The sequence below is a fragment of the Stenotrophomonas sp. KH_052 genome, from assembly GCF_057838755.1.
Window position 1 is genome coordinate 3,015,248 of record NZ_CM174475.1, and the last position, 21,157, is coordinate 3,036,404.

15 protein-coding genes are annotated in these 21,157 nt (G+C 56.9%); 7 read left to right on the plus strand and 8 right to left on the minus strand.

The window, feature by feature from the left end:
• Nucleotides 1-378: 378 nt before the first annotated feature.
• From AC3ITW_RS13945 to mobQ, 4 genes are all read right to left on the minus strand, one after another.
• Entirely contained in the window at nt 379-945 is a 567-nt protein-coding gene (locus AC3ITW_RS13945) for a DUF4304 domain-containing protein (protein WP_100434922.1), read from the minus strand.
• Entirely contained in the window at nt 942-4,850 is a 3,909-nt protein-coding gene (locus AC3ITW_RS13950; RefSeq protein WP_489389646.1) for an RHS repeat domain-containing protein, read from the minus strand. The genes AC3ITW_RS13945 and AC3ITW_RS13950 overlap by 4 nt, the downstream gene beginning before the upstream one ends.
• 13 nt (nt 4,851-4,863) lie before the next feature.
• Entirely contained in the window at nt 4,864-7,512 is a 2,649-nt protein-coding gene (locus AC3ITW_RS13955; protein WP_202908192.1) for an RHS repeat domain-containing protein, read from the minus strand.
• 1,213 nt (nt 7,513-8,725) lie between these two features.
• Complete coding sequence (gene mobQ / locus AC3ITW_RS13960) at nt 8,726-10,267, minus strand: MobQ family relaxase (protein ID WP_489389647.1); 1,542 nt, start codon at nt 10,265-10,267, stop codon at nt 8,726-8,728.
• Between the two features lie 217 nt (nt 10,268-10,484).
• Here mobQ and AC3ITW_RS13965 point away from each other — a divergent pair, with 217 nt between their 5' ends.
• Entirely contained in the window at nt 10,485-10,844 is a 360-nt protein-coding gene (locus tag AC3ITW_RS13965; RefSeq protein ID WP_489389648.1) for a hypothetical protein, read from the plus strand.
• A gap of 59 nt (nt 10,845-10,903) precedes the next feature.
• On the opposite strand, the gene AC3ITW_RS13970 is transcribed toward AC3ITW_RS13965, so the two are convergent.
• From AC3ITW_RS13970 to AC3ITW_RS13980, 3 genes are read right to left on the minus strand one after another with little or no spacing between them, the layout of a single operon-like run.
• A complete protein-coding gene (locus AC3ITW_RS13970) occupies nt 10,904-11,458 on the minus strand; it encodes a hypothetical protein (RefSeq protein ID WP_489389649.1) in 555 nt (184 codons plus the stop codon).
• A gap of 6 nt (nt 11,459-11,464) precedes the next feature.
• Nucleotides 11,465-12,556: a BsuBI/PstI family type II restriction endonuclease gene (locus AC3ITW_RS13975; protein WP_489389650.1), complete on the minus strand. Its 1,092-nt coding sequence runs from the start codon at nt 12,554-12,556 to the stop codon at nt 11,465-11,467.
• Between the two features lies 1 nt (nt 12,557).
• Nucleotides 12,558-14,399 carry an HsdM family class I SAM-dependent methyltransferase gene (locus AC3ITW_RS13980; RefSeq protein ID WP_489389651.1) on the minus strand — a complete coding sequence of 614 codons (1,842 nt, stop codon included), beginning with the start codon at nt 14,397-14,399 and terminating at the stop codon, nt 12,558-12,560.
• Nucleotides 14,400-14,658: 259 nt separating this feature from the next.
• Between AC3ITW_RS13980 and AC3ITW_RS13985 the strand changes: the two genes are divergently transcribed.
• The 5 genes from AC3ITW_RS13985 (at nt 14,659) to AC3ITW_RS14005 (ending at nt 19,806) form a co-directional block, all read left to right on the plus strand.
• Nucleotides 14,659-15,471 carry an AbiJ-NTD4 domain-containing protein gene (locus AC3ITW_RS13985; protein ID WP_489389652.1) on the plus strand — a complete coding sequence of 271 codons (813 nt, stop codon included), beginning with the start codon at nt 14,659-14,661 and terminating at the stop codon, nt 15,469-15,471.
• Between the two features lie 34 nt (nt 15,472-15,505).
• A complete protein-coding gene (locus AC3ITW_RS13990; protein ID WP_080150784.1) occupies nt 15,506-16,036 on the plus strand; it encodes a hypothetical protein in 531 nt (176 codons plus the stop codon).
• 101 nt (nt 16,037-16,137) lie between these two features.
• Entirely contained in the window at nt 16,138-16,626 is a 489-nt protein-coding gene (locus AC3ITW_RS13995) for a hypothetical protein (RefSeq protein ID WP_139785006.1), read from the plus strand.
• Nucleotides 16,627-17,276: 650 nt separating this feature from the next.
• Nucleotides 17,277-18,242: a hypothetical protein gene (locus tag AC3ITW_RS14000; RefSeq protein WP_489389653.1), complete on the plus strand. Its 966-nt coding sequence runs from the start codon at nt 17,277-17,279 to the stop codon at nt 18,240-18,242.
• 79 nt (nt 18,243-18,321) lie between these two features.
• Complete coding sequence (locus AC3ITW_RS14005) at nt 18,322-19,806, plus strand: hypothetical protein (RefSeq protein ID WP_489389654.1); 1,485 nt, start codon at nt 18,322-18,324, stop codon at nt 19,804-19,806.
• Between the two features lie 128 nt (nt 19,807-19,934).
• Here AC3ITW_RS14005 and AC3ITW_RS14010 read toward each other — a convergent pair whose 3' ends face one another.
• On the minus strand, nt 19,935-20,423 hold the full coding sequence (locus tag AC3ITW_RS14010; protein WP_080150779.1) for a hypothetical protein: 489 nt from the start codon (nt 20,421-20,423) through the stop codon (nt 19,935-19,937).
• Between the two features lie 89 nt (nt 20,424-20,512).
• Between AC3ITW_RS14010 and AC3ITW_RS14015 the strand changes: the two genes are divergently transcribed.
• A complete protein-coding gene (locus tag AC3ITW_RS14015; RefSeq protein ID WP_080150777.1) occupies nt 20,513-21,025 on the plus strand; it encodes a hypothetical protein in 513 nt (170 codons plus the stop codon).
• Nucleotides 21,026-21,157: the final 132 nt, after the last annotated feature.

The window sequence follows — 21,157 nt, forward strand, 5'->3', positions numbered from 1 at the left end:
GAAGTGGCCAGCTTGGAGCCACCGCAGCTAGTGCAATGGCGACCCGATTAATCAAGCCCATCCGCCGATCAGGATTGTCCCGTTGGATTGCCTCAGTGATGAGTTCTTTCAGGTCCTCCCAGCTCTTCCTTCAGTTGTTGCCGCCCCCACCGACGAATGCACCAGGAGGTCGAGCTCATATGTACCCTGAAGAAGCCTAGGCCGCACTGAAGGCTAGCACTCTGTATTGGCGCCGGGCACCTGGCAGCCCTCAGGCGAGCTCCAGAACACGCGGCACCGGCATGCCAACCGCGAAACTAGCATGGTCTCAACCTCATGGAAGATTCCAAGATTGTTTAGACGGGTCTGTAGCATTGCCCGCTCGACGTTACATCAGTTTCAATCGATGGCACACCCAAGCCTCTGTGCAACTTCCACAGATCTACTGCCCCAGCCCCCTTTCACTTTCTCATGAAGGCCCCTAAGAATAGCGCATGCACTTTTGACATCCCCAACCTGATGCTTAAGGATCGCTAGATAGATCTTTGGCAGCGGGTACCTCCCATGCTCTGCTTCCAAGTACGCCTCCATTGCCTCTTGCGTCCGCGATCTCTCCAAGAACGGCAGAACATGTGTCTCTAATGTTGCAGCGACCTTCTCTGGAATTTGGCCATCATTCAGAGGCCACCAAAGATCGTGAACGCCCACAATCTCTCCAACACGAGCACGCACAATGCAAAATGGCTCTTCCACAAATCCTTCCAGCCTGCGCCCCCATGCCTTCTCGAAGGCGTCGACTTGCAATACCCCAGCATTAATCGTCGCAGTATCGCGACCTTTACTTACTTGAACATCAATGACTTCAACAACTGAGCCTCTTCTTCGATTCCAAAGAGCTCCCTTTCGCTCGAATCCAAGCGGCCCAAGGAGCTGATCTATCCTCGCAACGAGAGTTTTTATTGTCATGGTTTTTTAAACTTCTCAGGATCGTAATAGATGGTTCTCGCACGCATGCCAAGCTGTTTCTCGTAATTTGCGGTTTGCCGAGCACCCGCCGCAATACCAGAAGGTGTACTCGGCTTCAGTTCAAGAATTCGACCATTCGGCGTGACCACATCCGGCTTGTAGGCCTTGCCGTCAAATCCAATCATTCGCGGCTCGGACTTCCAACCAGGTTTCGCAGCAACTCTTTGGGCTAAGGCCCCGTGTGCTGCACGTCCAGCTGCCGCGGCAGCATTCTCCCCGCCACGAGCGGCCCGAACAGCAAGTGTACCTGCACTGGCGGTGCCGGTTACACCAGCCACGTCAGCCGCGACGTTCGTCGCCGTGGCAACTGCCCCTGGGTTGGCAAGACCGATCATTCCTAGCTCCCACACGACGGGAGCTGCCATTGCAGCCGTTACGACGAATGCGGGAATGATAAAGCCTGGGTGATCGAAAGCCTTCGAATCCTTAGCAAATGCATCGCCAAATCGATCACACGATGGACACCGCCCATCTGGATCCCTGAACTTGTACGGATTGTTATAGGCATAGACATAGCGATTGAAATGCCGCAGGTCACCGTGGTCCAACGTAGTGACAGGATCAACCGACAGAAATCTCCCTATGGAAGGCTCGTAGTAGCGTCGTCCCATGTAGACCAGACCGGTGTCAGCATCGGCAACATGCCCCGAGAAGCCTGGAATCTTTGAGTCAGGTGCTGCATCCACCTCGCCATACGGCGACCAGAAGTGACGCGTAAGCACCGTGCCATTGACGCCGCTCGTGCCCACCAGGTTACTGAGCGCATCGTGATGAAGGTAGATGAGTTTTGCGCCGGCGGGGGAAACGGTACGAATCGCCAGCAGCCGCTTACCGAGATATATATAGTTGGATGTTTCCCCTCCTTGGGTGGATTCAATCAGCTCCCCGCCCGCCAAGTACTGCCAAGTTCGAAATGGAATGTCTGATGTGTCTACGAGAAGCTCGGTCGCCCCTCGCTCCACATGAGATTGGGTCGTCCTCCCGTCTAGCGGAGCTGTGATCGGTTCCTGCAGCCCCGGGATGTGTGGCGCGCTGCCTGAGCTACCTGAACTGCCCGATGCGGATACACGCAGTCCTGCTCCGTCATAGAAGTACTTCTGCGCATTCCCTGCAGCACGGAGTTGGCCACCTACGTCGTAGGTGAACACCTGACCGTTACGCACGACCAGATTGCCTGCAGCGTCATAGGAGAAGCCAGAGACACCGCTACCTCCGGGATCCCGCAGCAGCTCCAAACGATTGCGGGCGTCGTAGTGGAACGTGCGCTCTCGCTTGCCGGGCAACCGCATCGAGACGATGTTGTCCAGCGTGTCATAGCCGAAGATATATTGCCCATTCCCACCAAAGACGGGAGCGCTGGCCTGAATAAGGCGGTCGAGGCGATCGTAGCCCAGGCTGATCGCCCCCGCATCACCGCGCACACCATCGCGGATCTGCGTGATGTTCCCAGCGGCGTCGTAACTGTAGCTTAGATCGACCACGCCACTGTCAACGATGCGGCCGGTCAACTGTCGCGCGTTCTCGGTCACGCCACGTACGATGCCATTGCCGTAGGTCAGCGCGGCGGTTTCACCACTGGGGAAGTAGGCGATGTTGCTGGCGAGCACGGCGCCAGTGCCATCTTGTAGCCGCACGGCCTGGCCCAATCCGTTCAAGGACTGCTGAACGGAGTAGCCGTCGGGGTAGTCAGTACGAATGTGCTGACCCAGAGGGTCATAGCCAAATGTCAGGGATCGGGCGCTCGCGTTGCCTATTGCGCGGCTCTGACTAACCACCGACCCGAGAGAGTTGTAGGTACGGGTGGTCACCACTGGCACCCTGTCCTGATTGAAGACCCGCTCGGTCTTCAGCTGGCCGGTAGGGGTGTATTCCAGTTGCTGATCCCCTAGTCCATCAGGATAGACGACAGCCTGCAGGCGATTGCTGGCATCGTAGGTCCGGGAAACGCGTCGAGAGTTGATCTGGGGCGCTTCACGATCACAGGTTGTCAGGCTGGGCAGATCCAGTCCTGTTGCGCTCCATGCAAGATTCCCTGCCGCATCGTAGCCAAACACGGTGGCCCCGGTTTCCGGCTCGATGACCTTGCACAACCGAAGGTTGTCGTCGTAGACGTATCGCCGAGCCACGGTAGGGGCAGGATTGTCTGGATTGACTGGCAGGATAGGAGCAGCCTTAGCGGTGGCCACCGTCTGGGCAATCGCATCACCGTCAACAGAAAGCGTGAATCGATTCGTCCCAGCGCCAATCGGCACAATGACGGAACCGCTCGCTCCGCTACCTATCAGAGGACCGCCATCGCGCTTGAGTTCTGCACGGGAGTCCGTAGCCAACCAGGCCAAGGTGACGTTGCAGGTCTGCGCACCAGCTGCAATCTGGCACATCGCAGGGGACACAGACAGAGTGCCGCTGGGCGCTGTGGGAACGACGAAGGTGCCGGAACCGCCAATAGCGTTGTTCGGCTGCCCAACGGGGGATATTCCATGGACGTAGATCGGTTGTCCGGCACGCTGGCGGCGCTGCTCGTTGCTCATTGGAAGCGAGAAGCGATGATTGCCTCCGGCCTTGCAGGACGTAGCCACGGCCGGCTCACTCGCCAGGTCGGCCTTGCCGGTCAGGAAGATCGTCCCGCCGCCACCTGCGGATCCCCCTGTATAGACATGAAGGTCAATCGAAGAATCAATGCCCGTGGAGCATGCCCAACCGCTGATCTGGCCATTGCTGGTGACGCCATCGATGTTGCCAATTACCTTGGAGGGCGGGCCACTGACCGTAACCTGGACATTGTCGCTTTCCCGGCCGAACCATTCTTTGCCTTCCTCCAGCAAACGCCATTGGAAGCTGTAGACACCGGGCAATGCGGGGGCGACCACATCGAACTCAAAGAATGCGGCTAACGGTGGATTCACGTCATTCGGAACAGGGACCCGCGACTTGCCCCAGCGAGCATTGTCATTGGGATTCCAAGACCCCAGCGAGTAGCCCCGCGAAGCCGACCAAGTGGTGTTGCCCGTGTTGACGAAAGTCAGCTTGACACGATAGGTACGCCCAGCCTCCATACTGGTCGGCACCTCCTGCCGAGACATGACCCCGCGATTCAGCCTCCCTGTCGTCTGAAAGGTTTGCTCGCTACTGGTACCGCCGAAGCGAACACCGTTGCGGTTCATTTGCCACTGGAGTGTCGAAGGTCCGTTTTCATTCGCTGCCACCCCATTGAAGGAGAACGTCACCGTCCCGCCCGGGGTCACGTCATAGGGAACGGCAACATCTGCAACTCCCAGTATGACGGCGCTGGGGACATAGCGCTCAGCTTGGCCAAGCCGGTAGCCATCCCCCGCTCGCCACGTCGTGTTCCCGGTGTTCCGGAACGTGACAGTACCGCTGAACGGTGTCCCTCTATCAGCCGAGTTAGGCCAGCTCGCGGAAACATACTCCGCCCCGTCAAATGGAGCAGGCGGCGCGGCTACCGTGATCGTGATGACGGGCGACGTCAGCTCCCGCGTGAACTCATCACCATTTACATTGCGTACAGCGATGGCTCTGAAAACATACTGATACGTTCCTGGCGAGAGGCCGTTTTCGGTTTGTGCCCCATTCGGAAGCCGGGAGATCACCTGTCCATTACGCGTGAGTTGTATGCCCGACAAGTACTCGGCCTTGGGGCCAGTGCCTCTGACGCCACTCTTGAGCTGCAACTGATAGGTCGCAGGCGCCGTATATGAGGTCTGGGCCGGGCCGGTGAGCTCAATCCAAGCCTGAGCCTGGGCCACCTGGCAAAGGAAGATGAGCAGTAGACCCAGCAGAACCGCCGCGGCCATGCGCAGTTTTTCAGCGTTCACGCTTGCCATCCTTGACATGCCTTTAGTTGGCGGACTGGGCTACTTCGGTGGTAAGGCCAAAAGCATTCCGTTTGATACTGACTCTGCTGCCATCGGCGCGAATGATCTGCGCGGGCTTTTCGTAGTCCGGCCCCTCAAAGGCATCGAATCGGGTAATGGTCTGGTGCCCGAGCGGGTCCACGATGGTGGTCGTGGCATTGCTGCCGTAGCCAATGGTCGTAATCAGCAGCCCCTGCTCGCTGTCCTGGGCAGAATATGTTTTCCTCCCGAGCGCGTCGTACTCGGTCCAAGTGCCGGTCGCTACACTGCTTTCCCTCGATGGATAGGAAGCAAAAGTCTGTCGGCCTTGGCTATCGTAGGAGCTCCTGACCCAGCGCTGGGTTCCCGCCACATCATTTGCATCGTATTCACGAACCAGCAGTGGTTGCCAAAGGGCGTCGAGGTAAGTTTCTTGGCGGCGTGCCCCCTGAGCGTTGTCGACCCGCCAGTGCCCCGACGAAAGGCCATACTCATCGGCCGCGACCTGACGGAACGAGATGGTGGTCTTGGCCCACTGGTTTTCATCGACCGGCGGTTGGACTTCCCGCACGCGCCCCATCGCATCGTGCAGATAGGAGGTAGTTCTTTGTAGCGCGTCCGTGGTCGAGGTGATCCACCCGTTTCCGTCTGCCGACATACGGTTGGTGGTGTCATCAGGATTGATGACCAATCGCGGCACGCCGCGATACCACTCCTGGATCTGCGTTTCGTTCCCCTTTCCGTCACGCACCTTGCTGATCGTGCCATCCGAGGCATACGAAACACTCTGTAGCAAAGCTCCAGCCCGATAGACGGAGATCGGTTTGGCCATGGCGTCATAGGTGTACTGCGTAGTGACCTTCCCTGATGCTGCCTCCTTCACGTTCAACACCTGATCTAGAACCCAAGGGCTGGCCGTATCCAGATGCTCTCTGATCTCGGCCTTGGTGCCAGAAGGGCCGGTGTAGGTCACGCGTGCTGCGCGAGCAGTGCGGCTGAAGTCGCTGTAGACCACGCGGTAGGTATCACCATCTTGAGAGAGTGTGCTTTCACTTAGAGCGCTGAGCATGCCCGCCAAGAACTGGCCCGCCCGGAACCCGATCGAGTGCCCGACCCGCTCCCTGAACGGGCCGACCTCGGAGCCGAACGTATAGGTGTAGAGCTCGTCACGCTGCACTTGGCCTGCCGCGTCCAGAATCTGCTTTTGCATGAGCTTGCGCTCGTTCAGAGCTGGATTGGCGCCGTAGCGCTCGCGAATCTGCGTTCCATCCGGCTTGGTTAGGCTGGACCAGCGACCGCTTCCTGGCAACTGCAGGTTGTAGCTTCGCGTGCTAACCATCGGAGACAAACCGGGCCCGGTGATGGTGCGCTTCTTCAAAGACCAGGTCTGGTAGTGCGAGGGCATCAGTCCATTGCAAGGATCAGAGCGAATGAACAACTCCATTTCAAAGTCGAACACGCCTCGGGCACCAGAGGGAGCGACCACTGTCATCTGTGTGGGAGGAGGCTCACTACCGGCACGAATCTCGCACCCGCCCTCATCGTCGGCTTTACGGATAGGGAAACTGGACTGGAGGCGTCCGCGATGACTGTAGGCCCACGCTGAACCATCCGGAAGCATGACCTGGGACAAACCGCCGTCATTGCCGTCGGTATCACCCACATAGGCATATCGCCAAACCCGACCGTTGGCCGCCACGGTGGTCACCCGGCCGTCCCCATCGTAGGTCAAATCAATACGACGATTGTCACTGGACTCAATTTTTGTGAGCTTGTACCCATCGTAGCTATAGGACACCCAGTTCCCATAGCGGTCCTCGACGCGCGAGGCTAACAAGTAGACGCGTTTGCGCGCCACCGAACGATTGGCTGCGCCGTCGCTGAACTGAGCCGTCGCATAGGGCTTTTCCACGCCCCAATCGAAGAAGTACTTCTTTCCATCAGGCGTGTGGCCTACAAATGCCTCACCCGGATAACCGTTGCGTGTTGCGGCCAAACAGGTGAAACGGGCCCTGGATGCAGTCATCCACTTGGGCGCCTCCAGGCCCGGCGCCGAGGCGTAGGACGGATCATCGGCTATCAGAAGTTCCTCGCCGTTGCCGCTATTCCACTTCACGTCGATGCCAAAGCCGATGTTCGTGTAACCCCACGTCTCCAGCAAAAAGGGCGCCGTGTTGACCGAACAACGCTGTGTGGTCTGAGACCCGCGATCACCGGTGATCCATCCTGCACCCTTTGTCCACACGCCTGCCATATAGGGCACGACGATTTCCCAATCATCGAACACCGTCAGACCTTTAGTCTCGCTATCGCGAAATCCTCGGTTAGCGGCCTCCACTCCAAAGCGTCGAGCAACGCTGACTGGAAGATCAAAGTTGCCGGGGATGGAGACATCCTCGACAAAGAACTCCGTGCTGCCGTCGAAACCTGATGTCCTATCGGCGAACACTTCGTCTGCAGAGATGTCGGCAAGCGATTGCGCGCTCTTTATCCGCTTCTCATATTCTTGATAGCTGAAAAGCCCACTTTGCGCCGAGGCTTGAAATCCCACTCCGAAAACAAGGCCGATACTCAAGATAAGCGAGCAAAGCTGTGGGGCCAGATAAGCACAATGGGAAATCGTTGCGTACCGCCTTTCCGTGGCAGAAATCATGTCCGCTATCCTTGGATGAAGGGCGGGGGCAACCCAGCCACCGCTCAGGCGAAGAGTTACTCCCCCCCATATCACCTTGTCAAGCCCGTTTTGTGAGGCGCCGCCCGGAACGCCAGGCCTTCCACTAGGGTCCCAGTCGATCCAGCGGGGCCAATGTCGGTGGGCACGACCGCTGGTGCGCCCTACGGCGCTCCGCTACCCGCAACCAGCGTCTTCTCGCGATCAAACTGCAACGCTTACTTCCGGCTTGGCGCAGTCCTCACGATCCTCTTGGTGGAGGGGAGGCATCCGCATCGGTCGCCGCGCACTCTGAATACAATCCGAGGTGCAAGGCTGGGTTCGGCAGCAGATCGCGCAGAATCGACCTTTGCAGGTGGATGGGTAAGCGGGCGGGTAGCGACGGCTGTAGAAACGAAAAAGCCCACATTTCTAGGGGCTTTTTGCAAAGACTGGCGGAGAGAGTGGGATCGGATCACCTTCGACCCAACCCCTTCAAACCGTTGCAGAAAGCCTGCTGGGCAGGTTTCCTTTCAATGTTTCCCCAATCATAGCCGGAGGAAACCCTGCCGATCCACTTTTGGGCACGCACATAGATGGGCTCGGGGTGGCGTTGCACTCCGACCTCCTGATCGCTCAGGCGCCCCGGGAGGCCACTGCTTGGTCAAGCTTGCACCGGATAGCAGCGCCGCAAGACAAGACTGAAACGCAGCAACTCTCGACGCTTAAGGCAAGGCATCCAAACGGCAAATGTGTGACGCGCTGCGTCATCATCCGCTTGCGCATTTCCATCTGGGTGCTTCGATGTGAAGAACCTTCACCAGATGAATTACAGATGCCAGCAAACGTCGAACTTCGTATCGCCAGCCAGGTTCTTCAAGCCTTATTGCCTGAAAACAACACCCGCAACGCTGCTGAGCGTGAGTTGGATGTCCAACATGCGCTGGATGTCGCAAGATTACTGTTGCGTCGATTCGCCGAATCGCAGGGAGGCCAAGGAGGTCAGCCCCTCGCCTACTCTCCTACGAGAAGCACTGTATCGCAAGCGGCGAGCGTGGACCGCAGCCAAGTGCCGATAAGCTTCCCCTCACCCGATGCTTGGCGTGCGTCTCGCGGCCTTCCGCCAGCAAAACCACTGCCGGCTCGAAAACCATCGGTGGGCACCGGCCCCCATTAAACAATGGCCCCGCATTCGCGGGGCCTGTTCTTTGCAGGGTCAGTGGAACGTTGGCCCTCGGGGGACCGACGGGACGGAACCCAAGACGCTCGAGGCCACCTGCTTCGGCTCAGCGAGCGTAGGAGCGACAGCCTGTGAGGGATGGGGCAACGCTGCAAGCAGTTCAGCCTTGGTAAGGATCTCAGCATCGATGGCATTCAGTTCTCCCTCCGATGCCCGCTCCTGAGCCGCCTTCAGCTCGGCTGTATGTTTCTCGAGAACCGAAAGCCGCCGCCCTCGGCGCAGGGTCCACTCCGACCTCGAGTATCTGGTCGACCCCGGCGGACAATCGGCGTTGAACCGTTCCCACTCCTGCTCGGCCATGTGACGCAGCCTGGTTGCACTCTTCACGTTAAGCAGCCTGCGAGCCCGGCTGATGATGAGGGACTTAAGGGCACGAACCTGGAGCGAAGCTCTGGTGACCCACTGCCGAAGCTCGCTGGTTTCTCCTTGAGAGGAAAGCTGCCGCTGAGCCCACCTCAAGGCATCGCGAACCTTCTCCATGGCCAAGTCTGCCCTAGCCCGGGAAATCTCGTCCACGTCGCGCAGTGCATCGAGAATCTTTTCGGCAAGGCTGATGGGCGTCGGTTCCGGCGTATGCCCGTGAGACGAAAGGAGCAGGTTCTGCAGCCGGATCCCGGATACGCCTCGCATCTCCAGCCCCCCAGGTAGCCCCGCGGTTTCTGCATTGAGCACTCGCCCACTTTGCTTCGCGGCCTCTTGGCCAGGCACTGGGGCGGGCTTTCCTTCCAGCCCGGCTTTGCGCACCAAGTATTCGAAGTGCTCCTGGTTGTCCTGAGCAATTTCTTCGTTTGTGCTCACCCTGTCGGTGGCTACGCCCTTCCCGGCCAACGCGGCTGCCCGCTTGCCCAGGTGCTGGGTCGGTTCGCGAGAAAGCGCCGCAGCTGCCAGATCATCCCCCCGCTCTATCGCCGACCGAGCTTGTTCGGCCAGGCTGCGATGGTCGATCGTGTCGGTAAGCCCAGCCGCCTCCAAGTGCGCGTTGGTTGCCGCTGCGACCATTTCCCGAATCCATTGCACTTGCACCTTACCTGAGGGCCCCACGTCCAGCTCCCTGGTCTTCTCACCGAATCCCTCAGGTCCGAGGCGGCGCGTGGTGGCCAGGATATGGACATGGTGATTGAGCCCATCAGGCGTCCCAGGCGAATGGATGCCGGCCTGGACAGCGAACCCATAACGATCGACCAGCGCGTCGGCTATGACAAACGCCAAGTGCGCCCGCTGCTCTTCGGATAGTTCATGGGGTAAGGAGACTTCAAACTCCCTCGCTACAGTCGAGTCTTTCCGCCGCTCCGCAGCCTCTGCGACTGCCCATAGCTCCCGGGGGTCCAAGGCCCATTGGGGAGCGTCTGGCGGAGCAAGACAGAAGCTCTCAACGACACCACTACGGCGGCGGTAGTCGTGCTGCTGACCAGTGACAAAATCGGACAACAGCAGACCGCCACGATAAGCGGCTGCGGCGACGGCGGATTGGCCTTTGCCTCGGCTGAAGGTTTTGATTGAGGTGTGGAAGATGGCCATAAAGACTCCTGTGAAGACAGGTTCTTTATGAACCAGCTTTTGCCGTTGGCAAGCCTCGCAGAGGCTTGGGGTCCCAGGGGCGGAGCCCTTGGCGCACGCTTCCGTCAGGATGCCTAAGTGCGCTCTTGCTCCGAAAAAAAGATGTACCAAAATATTGAATCGACTTGAAAATTCAGTAAATTCCTAGGCTTCTACAACAAGAGCAAGGACAGATAACGTGGCCAGCAACAAAAGTGCCGATGAAAGGACACGCCAGGATCACATTGAAACGCTTGACCGAGCGGTTGAGGCAGCCGCGGAAAAGGATCTCAGGAAGCTCCCTCCCCTCGACGACATTCACGAAGCATGCGAATCGCTCAGGGAGCCGGGCACCCCCAATCCTGTTGACAAGGTCAAGATCTCAGGGAATGTCAAAGAGATGACCGATCCTGTCCTCAAGGAATTGGGGAAGGATTGCGAAGTAATCCGCGATGCTGCCAAACAGCAAGACGCGAACGACGCACAAAACGAGACGATTGGCGCTGAAGTTTCCGAGGAGAGTGCACACTCTAAGGAGGGAAAGCGCCGCGTAATCTGAAGTCTACGCTCCGAGGAAAGGCGGCGGCTTTGGCCGCCGCTTCACGTATCTGCCATTGTTTAAGCAACAGATCTCAGCCAGAGCTTTGGATCGACGAGGAGCCCGATCTCGATGTTGTAGATCTCGTGACCAGGCCGAATGACGTAATTCTGGTGCACAGCCTCGCCAGCTTTATAGTAACGCGCCCCGTCTAAAAACCCGTTGCGATCAATCCCACCCAACAGCCACATCTTCCTTGCGGCAATCTCATAGCTCATGAAGAAGAACTGATCGACAGGTTCGTCAGCGTGCTTGGCGCTGATCTGCGCGGTGTAGGTGAGCCTAGGCGGCCCTTTCCTCTTAACAGTCTTCACGCCAATGCTAGTGCCGCGACTGGAAATGAAATCTGCCTTGCCCGCTGCGTCGTCTCGAATCCACTCCAGCTGACCCTCAACTAGATCGCGACTCCAACCGTCAAAGACAATCTCCCCTAGGTCACCGACCCATCGTTCGTCGCTAGCTTCCTCGCGATAGAGATTCACATAGCGACGATCACGGTCGTGGCGGATGCGCTTCGCTTGAGCCTCTTGCGCTTCAGTTACGCCGATCCACTTTAGATGCCTTAAACCCTGCATTCGAGATCATCCTTCCCTGTCAGCCAGCTTCCACGGTTCACCATCGCGGAACTCGATCAGGTTGTTTGGCTCAGACGCGCACCAGGCATATGACCCCCAGGCAAGCTGCGATACGCCTTTCCTGAACACAGAAGTTCCTCGATCATGGTAGGCGGTGAGGAACGCCAGACCCTTCTCGCTAAACCCAGCTTCCAACGCCAGCGACTTTAGCGCGACTTTGCGCTCGTGGGTGATAGGACCATCCGTTGCAACAACCTCAACGAAGACAACCAGCAGGTCCACCGAGTCGGAAGAACTAGGGGCCATGTCCACCAAGATGATGTCGGGAAGCATCTTCGAGGGGTCAATCTTTAGCCCAAGCGCCTTCATTAACGCATCGTCCCGAGCAACGACCTTGTTGCCCGACTCACTGATCCATAACACTGCCGGCTGCTTCAGGAACTTAGGGGCAAATACCTCGATCACGGCTTTGGAGATGATGCTGGAAGGCCCAGGCTTAAGCGACCTGACTTCCTTCTGCCCAGGGAAGGTGACGGACACAGCATCTGCAGCCGCCGCAACGCCATGCCTCACCAAATGAACGCGTGCGAGGGCGGCCTTCGAAAGATGTTTAGCCTGCCAAGACTTGATCCTCTCAGCCAGCTCGTCATCCTTCAGTTCAACGGAAAAGAGCTCCGCAAAGTCAGCGGCAAGCGCATACCGCGGCTTAGGCGACGTGGGAGCCAGCCCTGCCCGCTCGACCACAGCCCCCATGGGAACGAAGGCTGCGCGAATGGTTTCGTCGCGGACTTGCTCACGAGAATTGTTGGCGTACCAAGGCTGTGGGTCTCGCTCCTTCTGGCTCGACAGCGATTTCTTAGTCCATTCGACGCGACTCTCGTCATCCAGTAAGTCTGCCTGCGTCACCGACATGTCCGTAACTTGGCTGGGACGTAACCACGCATCCGCACCCTCCACAGCCGCGACATAGAACATGGTGTAGACAACCCTTGCCGCGACTTCACGGGTCGCGTAGCTACGATGTTCTATGCCCTCTGGAAAGATGAGCGGCAATCGGTCTCGGATGAGATCCAAAGAGGGAACCTGGGGCAAGCTCACTTCATTCGACTCCATAGCATTTGGAAATTTCCCTATCAATCGTGGCCTTGCTTGCACCGTTGCCCACCAAGAATTCGATACGCCGCATGTCCGTCAGACTAGGCATCGGCACCGCATTGAGCTCATAGGCAGACACGGCAACGCTACCGCTGATGCAGCGGAAAGCCCGGTCGACCACCGCGCTGTTGAGCAATGCAGCGATGGCAGCAGTTGAGATCGGTTCCACGGACTCTTCCAGGCACTGAACTACGTTCAGATGATTTTCCACCACCACGCCTTGGGATCTGTCCAGGAACTCCTGAGGCAGAACTGCCGCCAGCAGACGGCGCTCCTGCTCCTTGGATGTGGTTCGCTGAAGCAACACGCAAGGCCTATTGGTTACAAGATGCCGCTGCTCTCGGCCAACCTCAATGAAAGGCACATGGTTTCGTCGCTCTGCGCTAAAGCTGAAGCCTTGACTGGTTACAGACTCTGCCCAGATCAGCGGCAAAATACCCTTGCCTGCACGAGCACGAAGTTGATCCTTGTGACGATTCCACACAAGAGGACCCGTAGCTACGGAATAGCCGAGATCCCTCAAGCGATTCGGCATCGCAGCCAAGGCAGCCAAGAGCGACGCATCCTGGGCATTCCTCGGCAAAATCCAAGGAGCTCCTGACGGGCCCACATCCACCTTGCCAAGGCGCTCCACCTTGGCAGCATTAAGACCTTGGGGAATGAGCACCGAGACGGACGCTGTTCCAAGGGTCTTAGTCCGGCTATACGTGGTCAACAGCGTCTCCTGCAAGACATCGTCGAAGACGCCCTCTCTGTCCGCTACGAAGTCAAAGGCAACCGGCCGCGCCTCCTGAGTCATGAGACTACGAAGGGCTTTGAAGTATTGCCCCCCCAGGAAAGACGTTGGAGTCAAATAAGCGATAACTCCCCCCGGCTTCACCAGCCTCAATGCCAGATCAGTAAACAATCCATAGAGGTTGGCATGCCCATAGAGGGAGCGTGCGTAATGCTCACGCATCTCCTCCGAGAGCTTCAGTCGCCCATACGGAGGATTACCAATGACGAGATCAAACCCCCCAAGGTCGCGGGGCTGCAACGCATCCCCCACGAGCACAACATCCGCAAGCCTGCGCTTTGCAGACACGCACAGCGGCATGACAGCTGCCTCAAGAAGAACACGGGTCATCCAAGCAGCAAATGGGTCTAGTTCCACACCCTGGAGGCGCTTGCCCAAGCTCTTGATAAGCCAGTCCGCCGAAGCGCCCTGCGAACGGGCGATCATCCGAAGTGCCACGGGGGCGAGGAAGGCACCACCTCCGCATGCGGGGTCGATTACACGTCCATGCGCGAAGTCGAACCCAGCTTCTTCTGCCAAATCCAGCAGGCGGGCAACGAGCGGAGGAGGCGTGTAGAAGGCCCCCATCTCTGACCGCAAGGCTGGAGGCAGTGTCACCGTATAGATGGACCCAATCAGGTAACCAGCGTCTTCCGGTGGGAACTCCACAATCAATCGCCCGATGGATTCCGCCACGCGCTCCACGTCGACTGGCAGCTTAGGCAAGGCAATCGGGCAGGCCCTTGGCTTGATGGCTGTCTTTTGGCGAGAAGCCAGCTCTGCCCAGTAGGCCTCGATCACCGCAGCACAGAAGGCTCGCCCATGGGACAAGCGGGTCTTGTCGGTCTTCTTGGACTCGGCGAACCCCCGAGCCATGGCCTTGCAAGCGTAGTAGCGCTGCAGCAACGGCTGGCCGGCATCGGAGATCGAGACAATGTTCTGTAGATTCATATAGATAGCTGAAACATGGCGATGAAGATCCAGGCGTAGATGCACCTTGGTCTTGGGCATGGAGAAGGTTAGCACCCAGCAGCCAATACGACAGCTGTGAGGAGGCTTGGATTGTGTAGTGGGGAGCTCTCACAGCCTGAGATCACACACTGCGAGCGCCCCCCCTTGCCGCAACTCTAGACGCGCTACTCCTTCAGCCCCTCCTCCACATCTCTCCAGGAGCCGTAGCTACGCCACGCAACACCAGCTAGGCGCCTTTCACAAAGCTGCTGCAAATCGTAGACTCAGACCTTGAAGCAAAAGCTCAGCAGGGATTGCTATGAAGCCTTTTTCTGAACGTTTTGGCTACACCGCGCCAGAGCCGGACATTACCATCCGTGAAGATGCACCGGATGTGCTTAGGGGATCGGTGAGCGTGGCTGCTGGTAGGGCCGGACTCAAGCCTAAAGAAATGCGCCAGATTGTCTGCGAGGCGCTTTCAGAGCCAACTGACCCAAACAACTGGAGCGATCCCAACGTCATCGATGAAACAAACCGGCTGCTAGAGAACTGCCACTGGTTTGAGGTCTATGAGGTGATCGAGCATCTTGCCCAGGCACTCCAGCGGCGACCCGGACGATTCGGAGACCGGTCTCCGCTCGACGTGTTCGCCGACTCTGTGAACAAGGTCTTCCGAAAGGCAGGTATTGGCTGGCAGCTGATTGGCGTTGAGATCACTATGCGCGGCTCTGAGGTGTTCGAGCAGGCGGTCCGAGAAGGCAGGGACAAGCTCTGGAGCGCCGGCAAGCAGACCACCGCCAAACAGCTCCATGAAGCCTTGCAAGACCTTTCCAGACGCCCAAACCCAGACATCACCGGTGCCATACAGCACGCACTGGCGGCTTTGGAGTGCATCTCCAGGGACTGTGCAATGACAGAGGACACATTGGGCGATGTGGTGAAGAGGAACCGAGACTTGTTCCCCGCCCCGCTGGGCGATGTTGTCGCCAAGATGTGGGGCTACTCCTCCAACACGGGCCGGCACCTGCTGGAAGGCAAAGAGCCCACATTTGAGGAAGCCGAGCTAATGGTCGGCCTTTCTGGCGTCCTATGCCGGTATCTAGCCCGGAAGCATGGGGCTATGCAGCTGTAATCCCGTCCACCCTGTCTCAACACTCGGATAAGCAATGAACTTTGACGTCGCGGGACCTTTCGAAATCGCTCGGCATGGCAGCAAGAAGATCATCACCAAGGAGTCGGCAAAGATCCTTAAGGCAGAAATCGAGGAGTGGGAGGAAGGCCTTTCAGGGGCCTGCGGCTGTTATGTCTTCGGCAAGCGGGCGGGCGGAGGAATCACGCCTTGGTATGTGGGCCAAGCCTGCAAAACGACACTGCTCGGGGAAGCATTGAACCCAAGCAACATCACAAACTACAACCACATCCTTGGAGAGGAAGGCGCAGGTGTTCCAGTCCTCTTCCTAATCCCAGCACGGACGCCCAGCGGAAAGTTCCGGAAGCGCCCTTCCGGAAAGCTTAAGTCACTGTCCTTTCTAGAACGTTGGCTGATCTCGGCAGCGATAGAGAAGAACCCTGATCTGATCAACACCAAGGAGACGCGCTTCCTGCGGGACCTGCATGTCAAAGGTGTTTTCAACTCTCAGCAGGGCGAATCCACCAAGTCCTCATCGTCGCTCAACCGGACCCTGGGACTGCGCTGAGTCGTCGGCAACAGCGTCGCACCGCTAACACACACCGATCCTTTCAACCTAGATTGCCGATCGTCCAACGAAATCGCCAACCCAACCAGGAGAACCATCGCATGAGTGACCGAGCCTGCGATTGTTTAAAGCGCGTCATTGCAATGATTCCCATGCCCATTTCGCATGTTGCATATGGATACGCAAAGAGGTATTGCGAATGGGGACTGCCGGCTGATGCCATCGCCATTGGCATCCTTGAGTTTTTGATCGGCCCAGGCCTAGATGACTGGGATAATGACAAGATTAGGGAAGAGCATCTCGCGATTGCAAAAGCACTCATGGAAGGTCGAGATGGCGTCGAACTCCTCAAAGAAACGGCCAAGTCAAGGTATTTTTCCGAAAAGATTGAACTATGGAAAGATATCTGCAAAAAACTTGGTATGAGTCCAAATCTGACCTCAAACGAATGCCGAGTGATCTACTCCGGCGTTCTCTTGGGAAGAATCCTAAGTGTATCGGACGCACTCCTCCGCCTCCAAAGCTTAAGGCCACTCCCGAAGGAGTCTACACCGGAGCGCGACAGAAACCTGCCTAATCCCCATCCATAATGCTGAGCTCTGTTCCGATCCTATCCGCCACGCCTCGGGCCCTCATCTCTCCAAGTCGAGCACCGGGGTTCCACTCTACCCAGCTCAGCAGACCGTTGACCGCTGCTCTATTTAATGGACTCAGTCGCGCAAGCTCAGCGACGTCCACAGGGAACTGAACGCTGTATCCACATACCGACAGAAGAATTCGTGCCATCAACTTCTTTTGGTTTTCAGCGTTTTCTATGAACCGGATGAACTCAGTGGGAGACATCATTCACCTCTAAGCAAACGAGACATTCCCGGACGTCGACCAGCGAATAGCTGAAACGGAGAGAAGGGTGTATCGCGCAATACTCGATGAACGATCGCGCACGCATACGCTCCTCGAAAGGTAGCGACATGACTTCCTTAAGGCGAACACGGTATCGATCAGCGTCGAATAGCTGATTCAATGCCAGCCTCGCCAATACTTCTCGATGTGTTTGATCAATTTCAGTCCGGCAGACATACGCCATGTAGTCTTCGGGAACCATAAGCCCTCCTATTTTCCGAGAAGCTATCGCCAATACCGGCTTTGTCAAGCGATGAATGGACCGCCTTCGCATGTCCCGCAGCGCGCGGATCTAAGGCAGACAACTACCAATCGCCCCAATAAGGAGAGCAGCATCGTGAATACAGACGCGCCGCTTGAAAACATGGACGAATGGCCCGAGCTTCCTTCATCGGCCTACACCGATGCCGGGACCAGCGAGATCAACAATGAGTGGCTCGAAGGTGCAACACCAGCAGAGCAGGCGGCAGCGTTACTAGAGTGGTTCCAGGCCAGATTCCAAGATCCCGCACACGAAACGCCTTACATGAGTTCGGAAGGCGGCTACATCTGGATCCATGGCGGCCCCTACGATGCGAAGGAAGAACTTGAAGAGCGCTTCTCCGGACTCGTTCCCGACGAAGTGATCACGTTCGTCGCTGAGCATGTGGAGGAAGTCGACGGGGTCTGGGAATGGGCCCCAACCGACGTCACCTATTACGACGAGGAGCAAGACCTCATCGTGCAAGACAAGGATGTCCCGCTCCAGAGGCTCGAGGAACGCCTGGAGGCATTAATGGCGGTGCTCACCCTTCAGGGCGCCAGCCATGCCGTGGACATGGCGCGCAGCCTCGCCTACGCCGGCGTCGTATCGGCCCTTGAAACGTTCTTGTGGGAGACGATGGCGTATTGGATTCAGAACGACCAAGAAACCGTTCGTAGTCTCATCGAGACTCATCCTGACTTTAGAGAACGAAAGATCAGGCTGGGAGACATCTTTGGCCAATTCACCAGCCTTGAAAAGCAAGTCAGGGCTCATATGCAGCACATGACATGGCACCGCTGGGATGACGCGGAGAGATTCTTGGAACTTGGACTGGGAATCAAAGCCCCCAGTTTCAAGGTATTTGAGGAACCGACGAAGATCCGCCATGACGTGATCCACCGATCTGGACACACTGTCGACGGAGAACCTATCGCTATCAGCAATGGCCAGGTCCACGATCTGGCTGAACAGGTTCTTCGGTTTGCGAGCGAGGTTCATGCGCTGATCGATCAGGCCAAGATACAGCCTAGCGAGGGCTTTGACGGAGTCGATTTCTGACGCCAGCCTAACTTGTCCGCCAAAAGCACGATCTAGTTAGATTTTAGGCAACCAGCCACAACATACGGAGTTACAACGCATGAATGCAGCAACCAAATGGATTTCAGGCCAGGCACTTAGGGACGTTCTCGAAGAGCAGGTAGATCTAGGCACCAGGGACACGGTCGACAAGCTCACGCATCTACATGGCCCTACCACGCTAGCTTCTCTTCAGCACATCAAGCGCGGCATCGAGGAGCTGATCAACATAGAACTGGCGGCACAACGTGAGCCGGAACTAGAAGCAGCGCTAGAGCAAAGCATCGGCCAGAATCACCACGCACTATTGAAGACACTGGATGAGCATTTTGCGCCAGGCGTTTCCAGTCGTGTCGCTGAACTACTCGCGCACACCACGACCCTCAGGGGCTTCCAAACGTCTTACCACACCGATTGCGACGGAAAATTCTCCAACCTGGAGACTTATGCTGACCTGGCCAACTTCCTCAAATCCAGACGACACCACCTCAATACCCTGGTGTACGCCATTGCCGACCTCGCACGTGGCGAAACAAAGTTGTCCCTTAATGACCTCTACTATCTAACCTTCCATACGATCGAACGATCGTTCGTTGCCGGCCTGACGAGCTTGCACCAGAAGCTCACGATGCTCGCGGTGTTCCCGGACTATCGCTGCCAGACAGATGGACATGGCCTCTTGGATACAGATCCACGGTCAGAAACACTTTTGGACGACCAATACCTCGACGCGGAACGCATGGCCATCACCGCCATCGAATCCGCATCGGCTGTAGAAGGCACGTATGATCGGCGCAAGATCACTTCCGTGCCAGAACTGCGCCACCAGCTGCTAACGATTGAGACCAGCTACGCGCCCTATGACTTGGCCAGACAGGGATTTTCAGATCTGCGTCGCTTTGCCGAAGAGGTGATGGCTTACGCCAAGGATGATTACTACTTGCGGATCCCTGATGATGCGTTCAACGCAATACTGGTCCGCTATAAGCACGCCCCTTGGCAGCGAAGATTGGTATACAGCCCGGTAGCAGGGCAGCCCCTTCATGGATCTTATGCCGCATTTTCCCAGCACGGAAATGTCTTCTACTCCGACCTAATGATGCTGCTTCGATTTGGTTATCGGGTCCGTGACCACCTATTGGAGCGCAACCGCCGCTACCAGATCAAGTCAGGATTCATCTTCGAAGACTCACTTAAGAGGGAGCTGCCAGCTCTTGGGTTTGAGGTGATGGACATCAAGCGCATCGATCGCAAGGAATTCGATGTCGTGGCAAAGCGGGCCGGAGCGGTCTACAACTTCCAATGCAAAAATGCGCTTCTGGATAGAAACCTTATGGAGACCAACCTTCGCCAGTTCGTCCGTAACAATCGTCGAATCGTAAGTTACTTCAAGAAGGCATTGGTAAAAGAGGAAGGCCGCGAGGAACTACTTCGGAGAGCCACTGGCGCTCAGACCGTCAAGCACTTCGTGGTCTCTCAGTTCCCTGTGTTCACTGACGATGAACGCATCATCCCCATGCGAAAGCTTGCCCAAGCCCTTCGTTGACCCCCGTTAAGCCCGCCTTGCCGCGAATGCTCTCTAGTCCGCGGCAAGGCTTTCCCATTGAGGCGCTTGTTGGCGAGTTGAGTCAGCTGCGGAGAAAACTTCGGGCAGGTATGCCTTGAGATTTGTATCTACGGGCATCGCTTCAGCACCAACAGTGCATCAACCATCTGTTGCTCTACCGGATTGCTTGGATCGGTCAGGAGACTCCAATAATCGTCCCGCTTCTGACCCTCGCTTCCAGGAAAAAGCATGGCAGCGTCTAGAAGCTTGGAGTAAGCACTTTGAATCGCCTTTATGGCCACCACGATCTCCCGCCCGGCCGTTGACCACTGAAAAGCTCCATTGCCTGTAGCGCTCGCCCAGGGCACGTTGCTCCGCAACTGGTTTTCACAGGCGTATAGCATCATGTAGGCACTTCTGACGCTCCGCATTTCATCGAACGCCGCCTCTGCCACTTGGTCTTCAAACACCTCGGAACCAACATTTGAAGGCGTAGTCTGAAGTTTCAGATGAGCCTCACCCCTTACCTTGTGTGCAGCCTGATAGAGATCATCGGCAGCACAACGATAAACGTGCTCCACCGAAACTTGGCGAAAGTCAACTTTGCTGTAGTCCATCAACTCGTTCCCTGATTGTCAGCGCGGACCCGCCCGCGCGGAAGAACCCTAACAAGATCCTCAGAGCCTGCCAACAATGGATGCAAATAATGGTCGATATGAACTTTGAGAGTGCTGACCTGGCGATCAAGCTGCTCACAGGGTTGGGCCAACTGGCCGTGGCGTGCGCGGTTGGCTACATTGCATACCGCCAATGGCGCACCGCACAGCAACAGGCGGAAACGGCGAGGAACAAGCTCAAGCACGAACTCTTTGATCGTAGACTGAAGGCATACGAAGCTCTGCGCGAGAGTGCTCAATACGCCTTCAATGCTCGTCCGAAGGAGAACGCTGAACAAAGGGTTGCCGACAGTCTCAAGGAGCTAAGGTGGCTATTTGGCAAACCCGTCCACGATTTCGTGTGGGATCATATCTACGTGCCGCTGGTGGATTTATGGGAAGCTAACAATGTCATTCATGACTCGCCGCACCCCACTACGGACATCGAACGGGAGGAGCGCCGTGCAGCAGGTGCCGATGCCTCCCGCATCCGCAAGGAGCTACATCGCGACATCGCAAAACTTGAAGAGATGATGGCCGACTTCCTGACGCTTAATCACTAGATTCTTTCGGATTGAGCAGCCCTCTCATCATTAAAACTAACAAGAAAAAGAGTCCATTTATCTTCCGTTCATCTTTACAGCAAGACTTTGTTAGATTAATCCCATTAAACAGTACCAAAATGACTCTTGAGT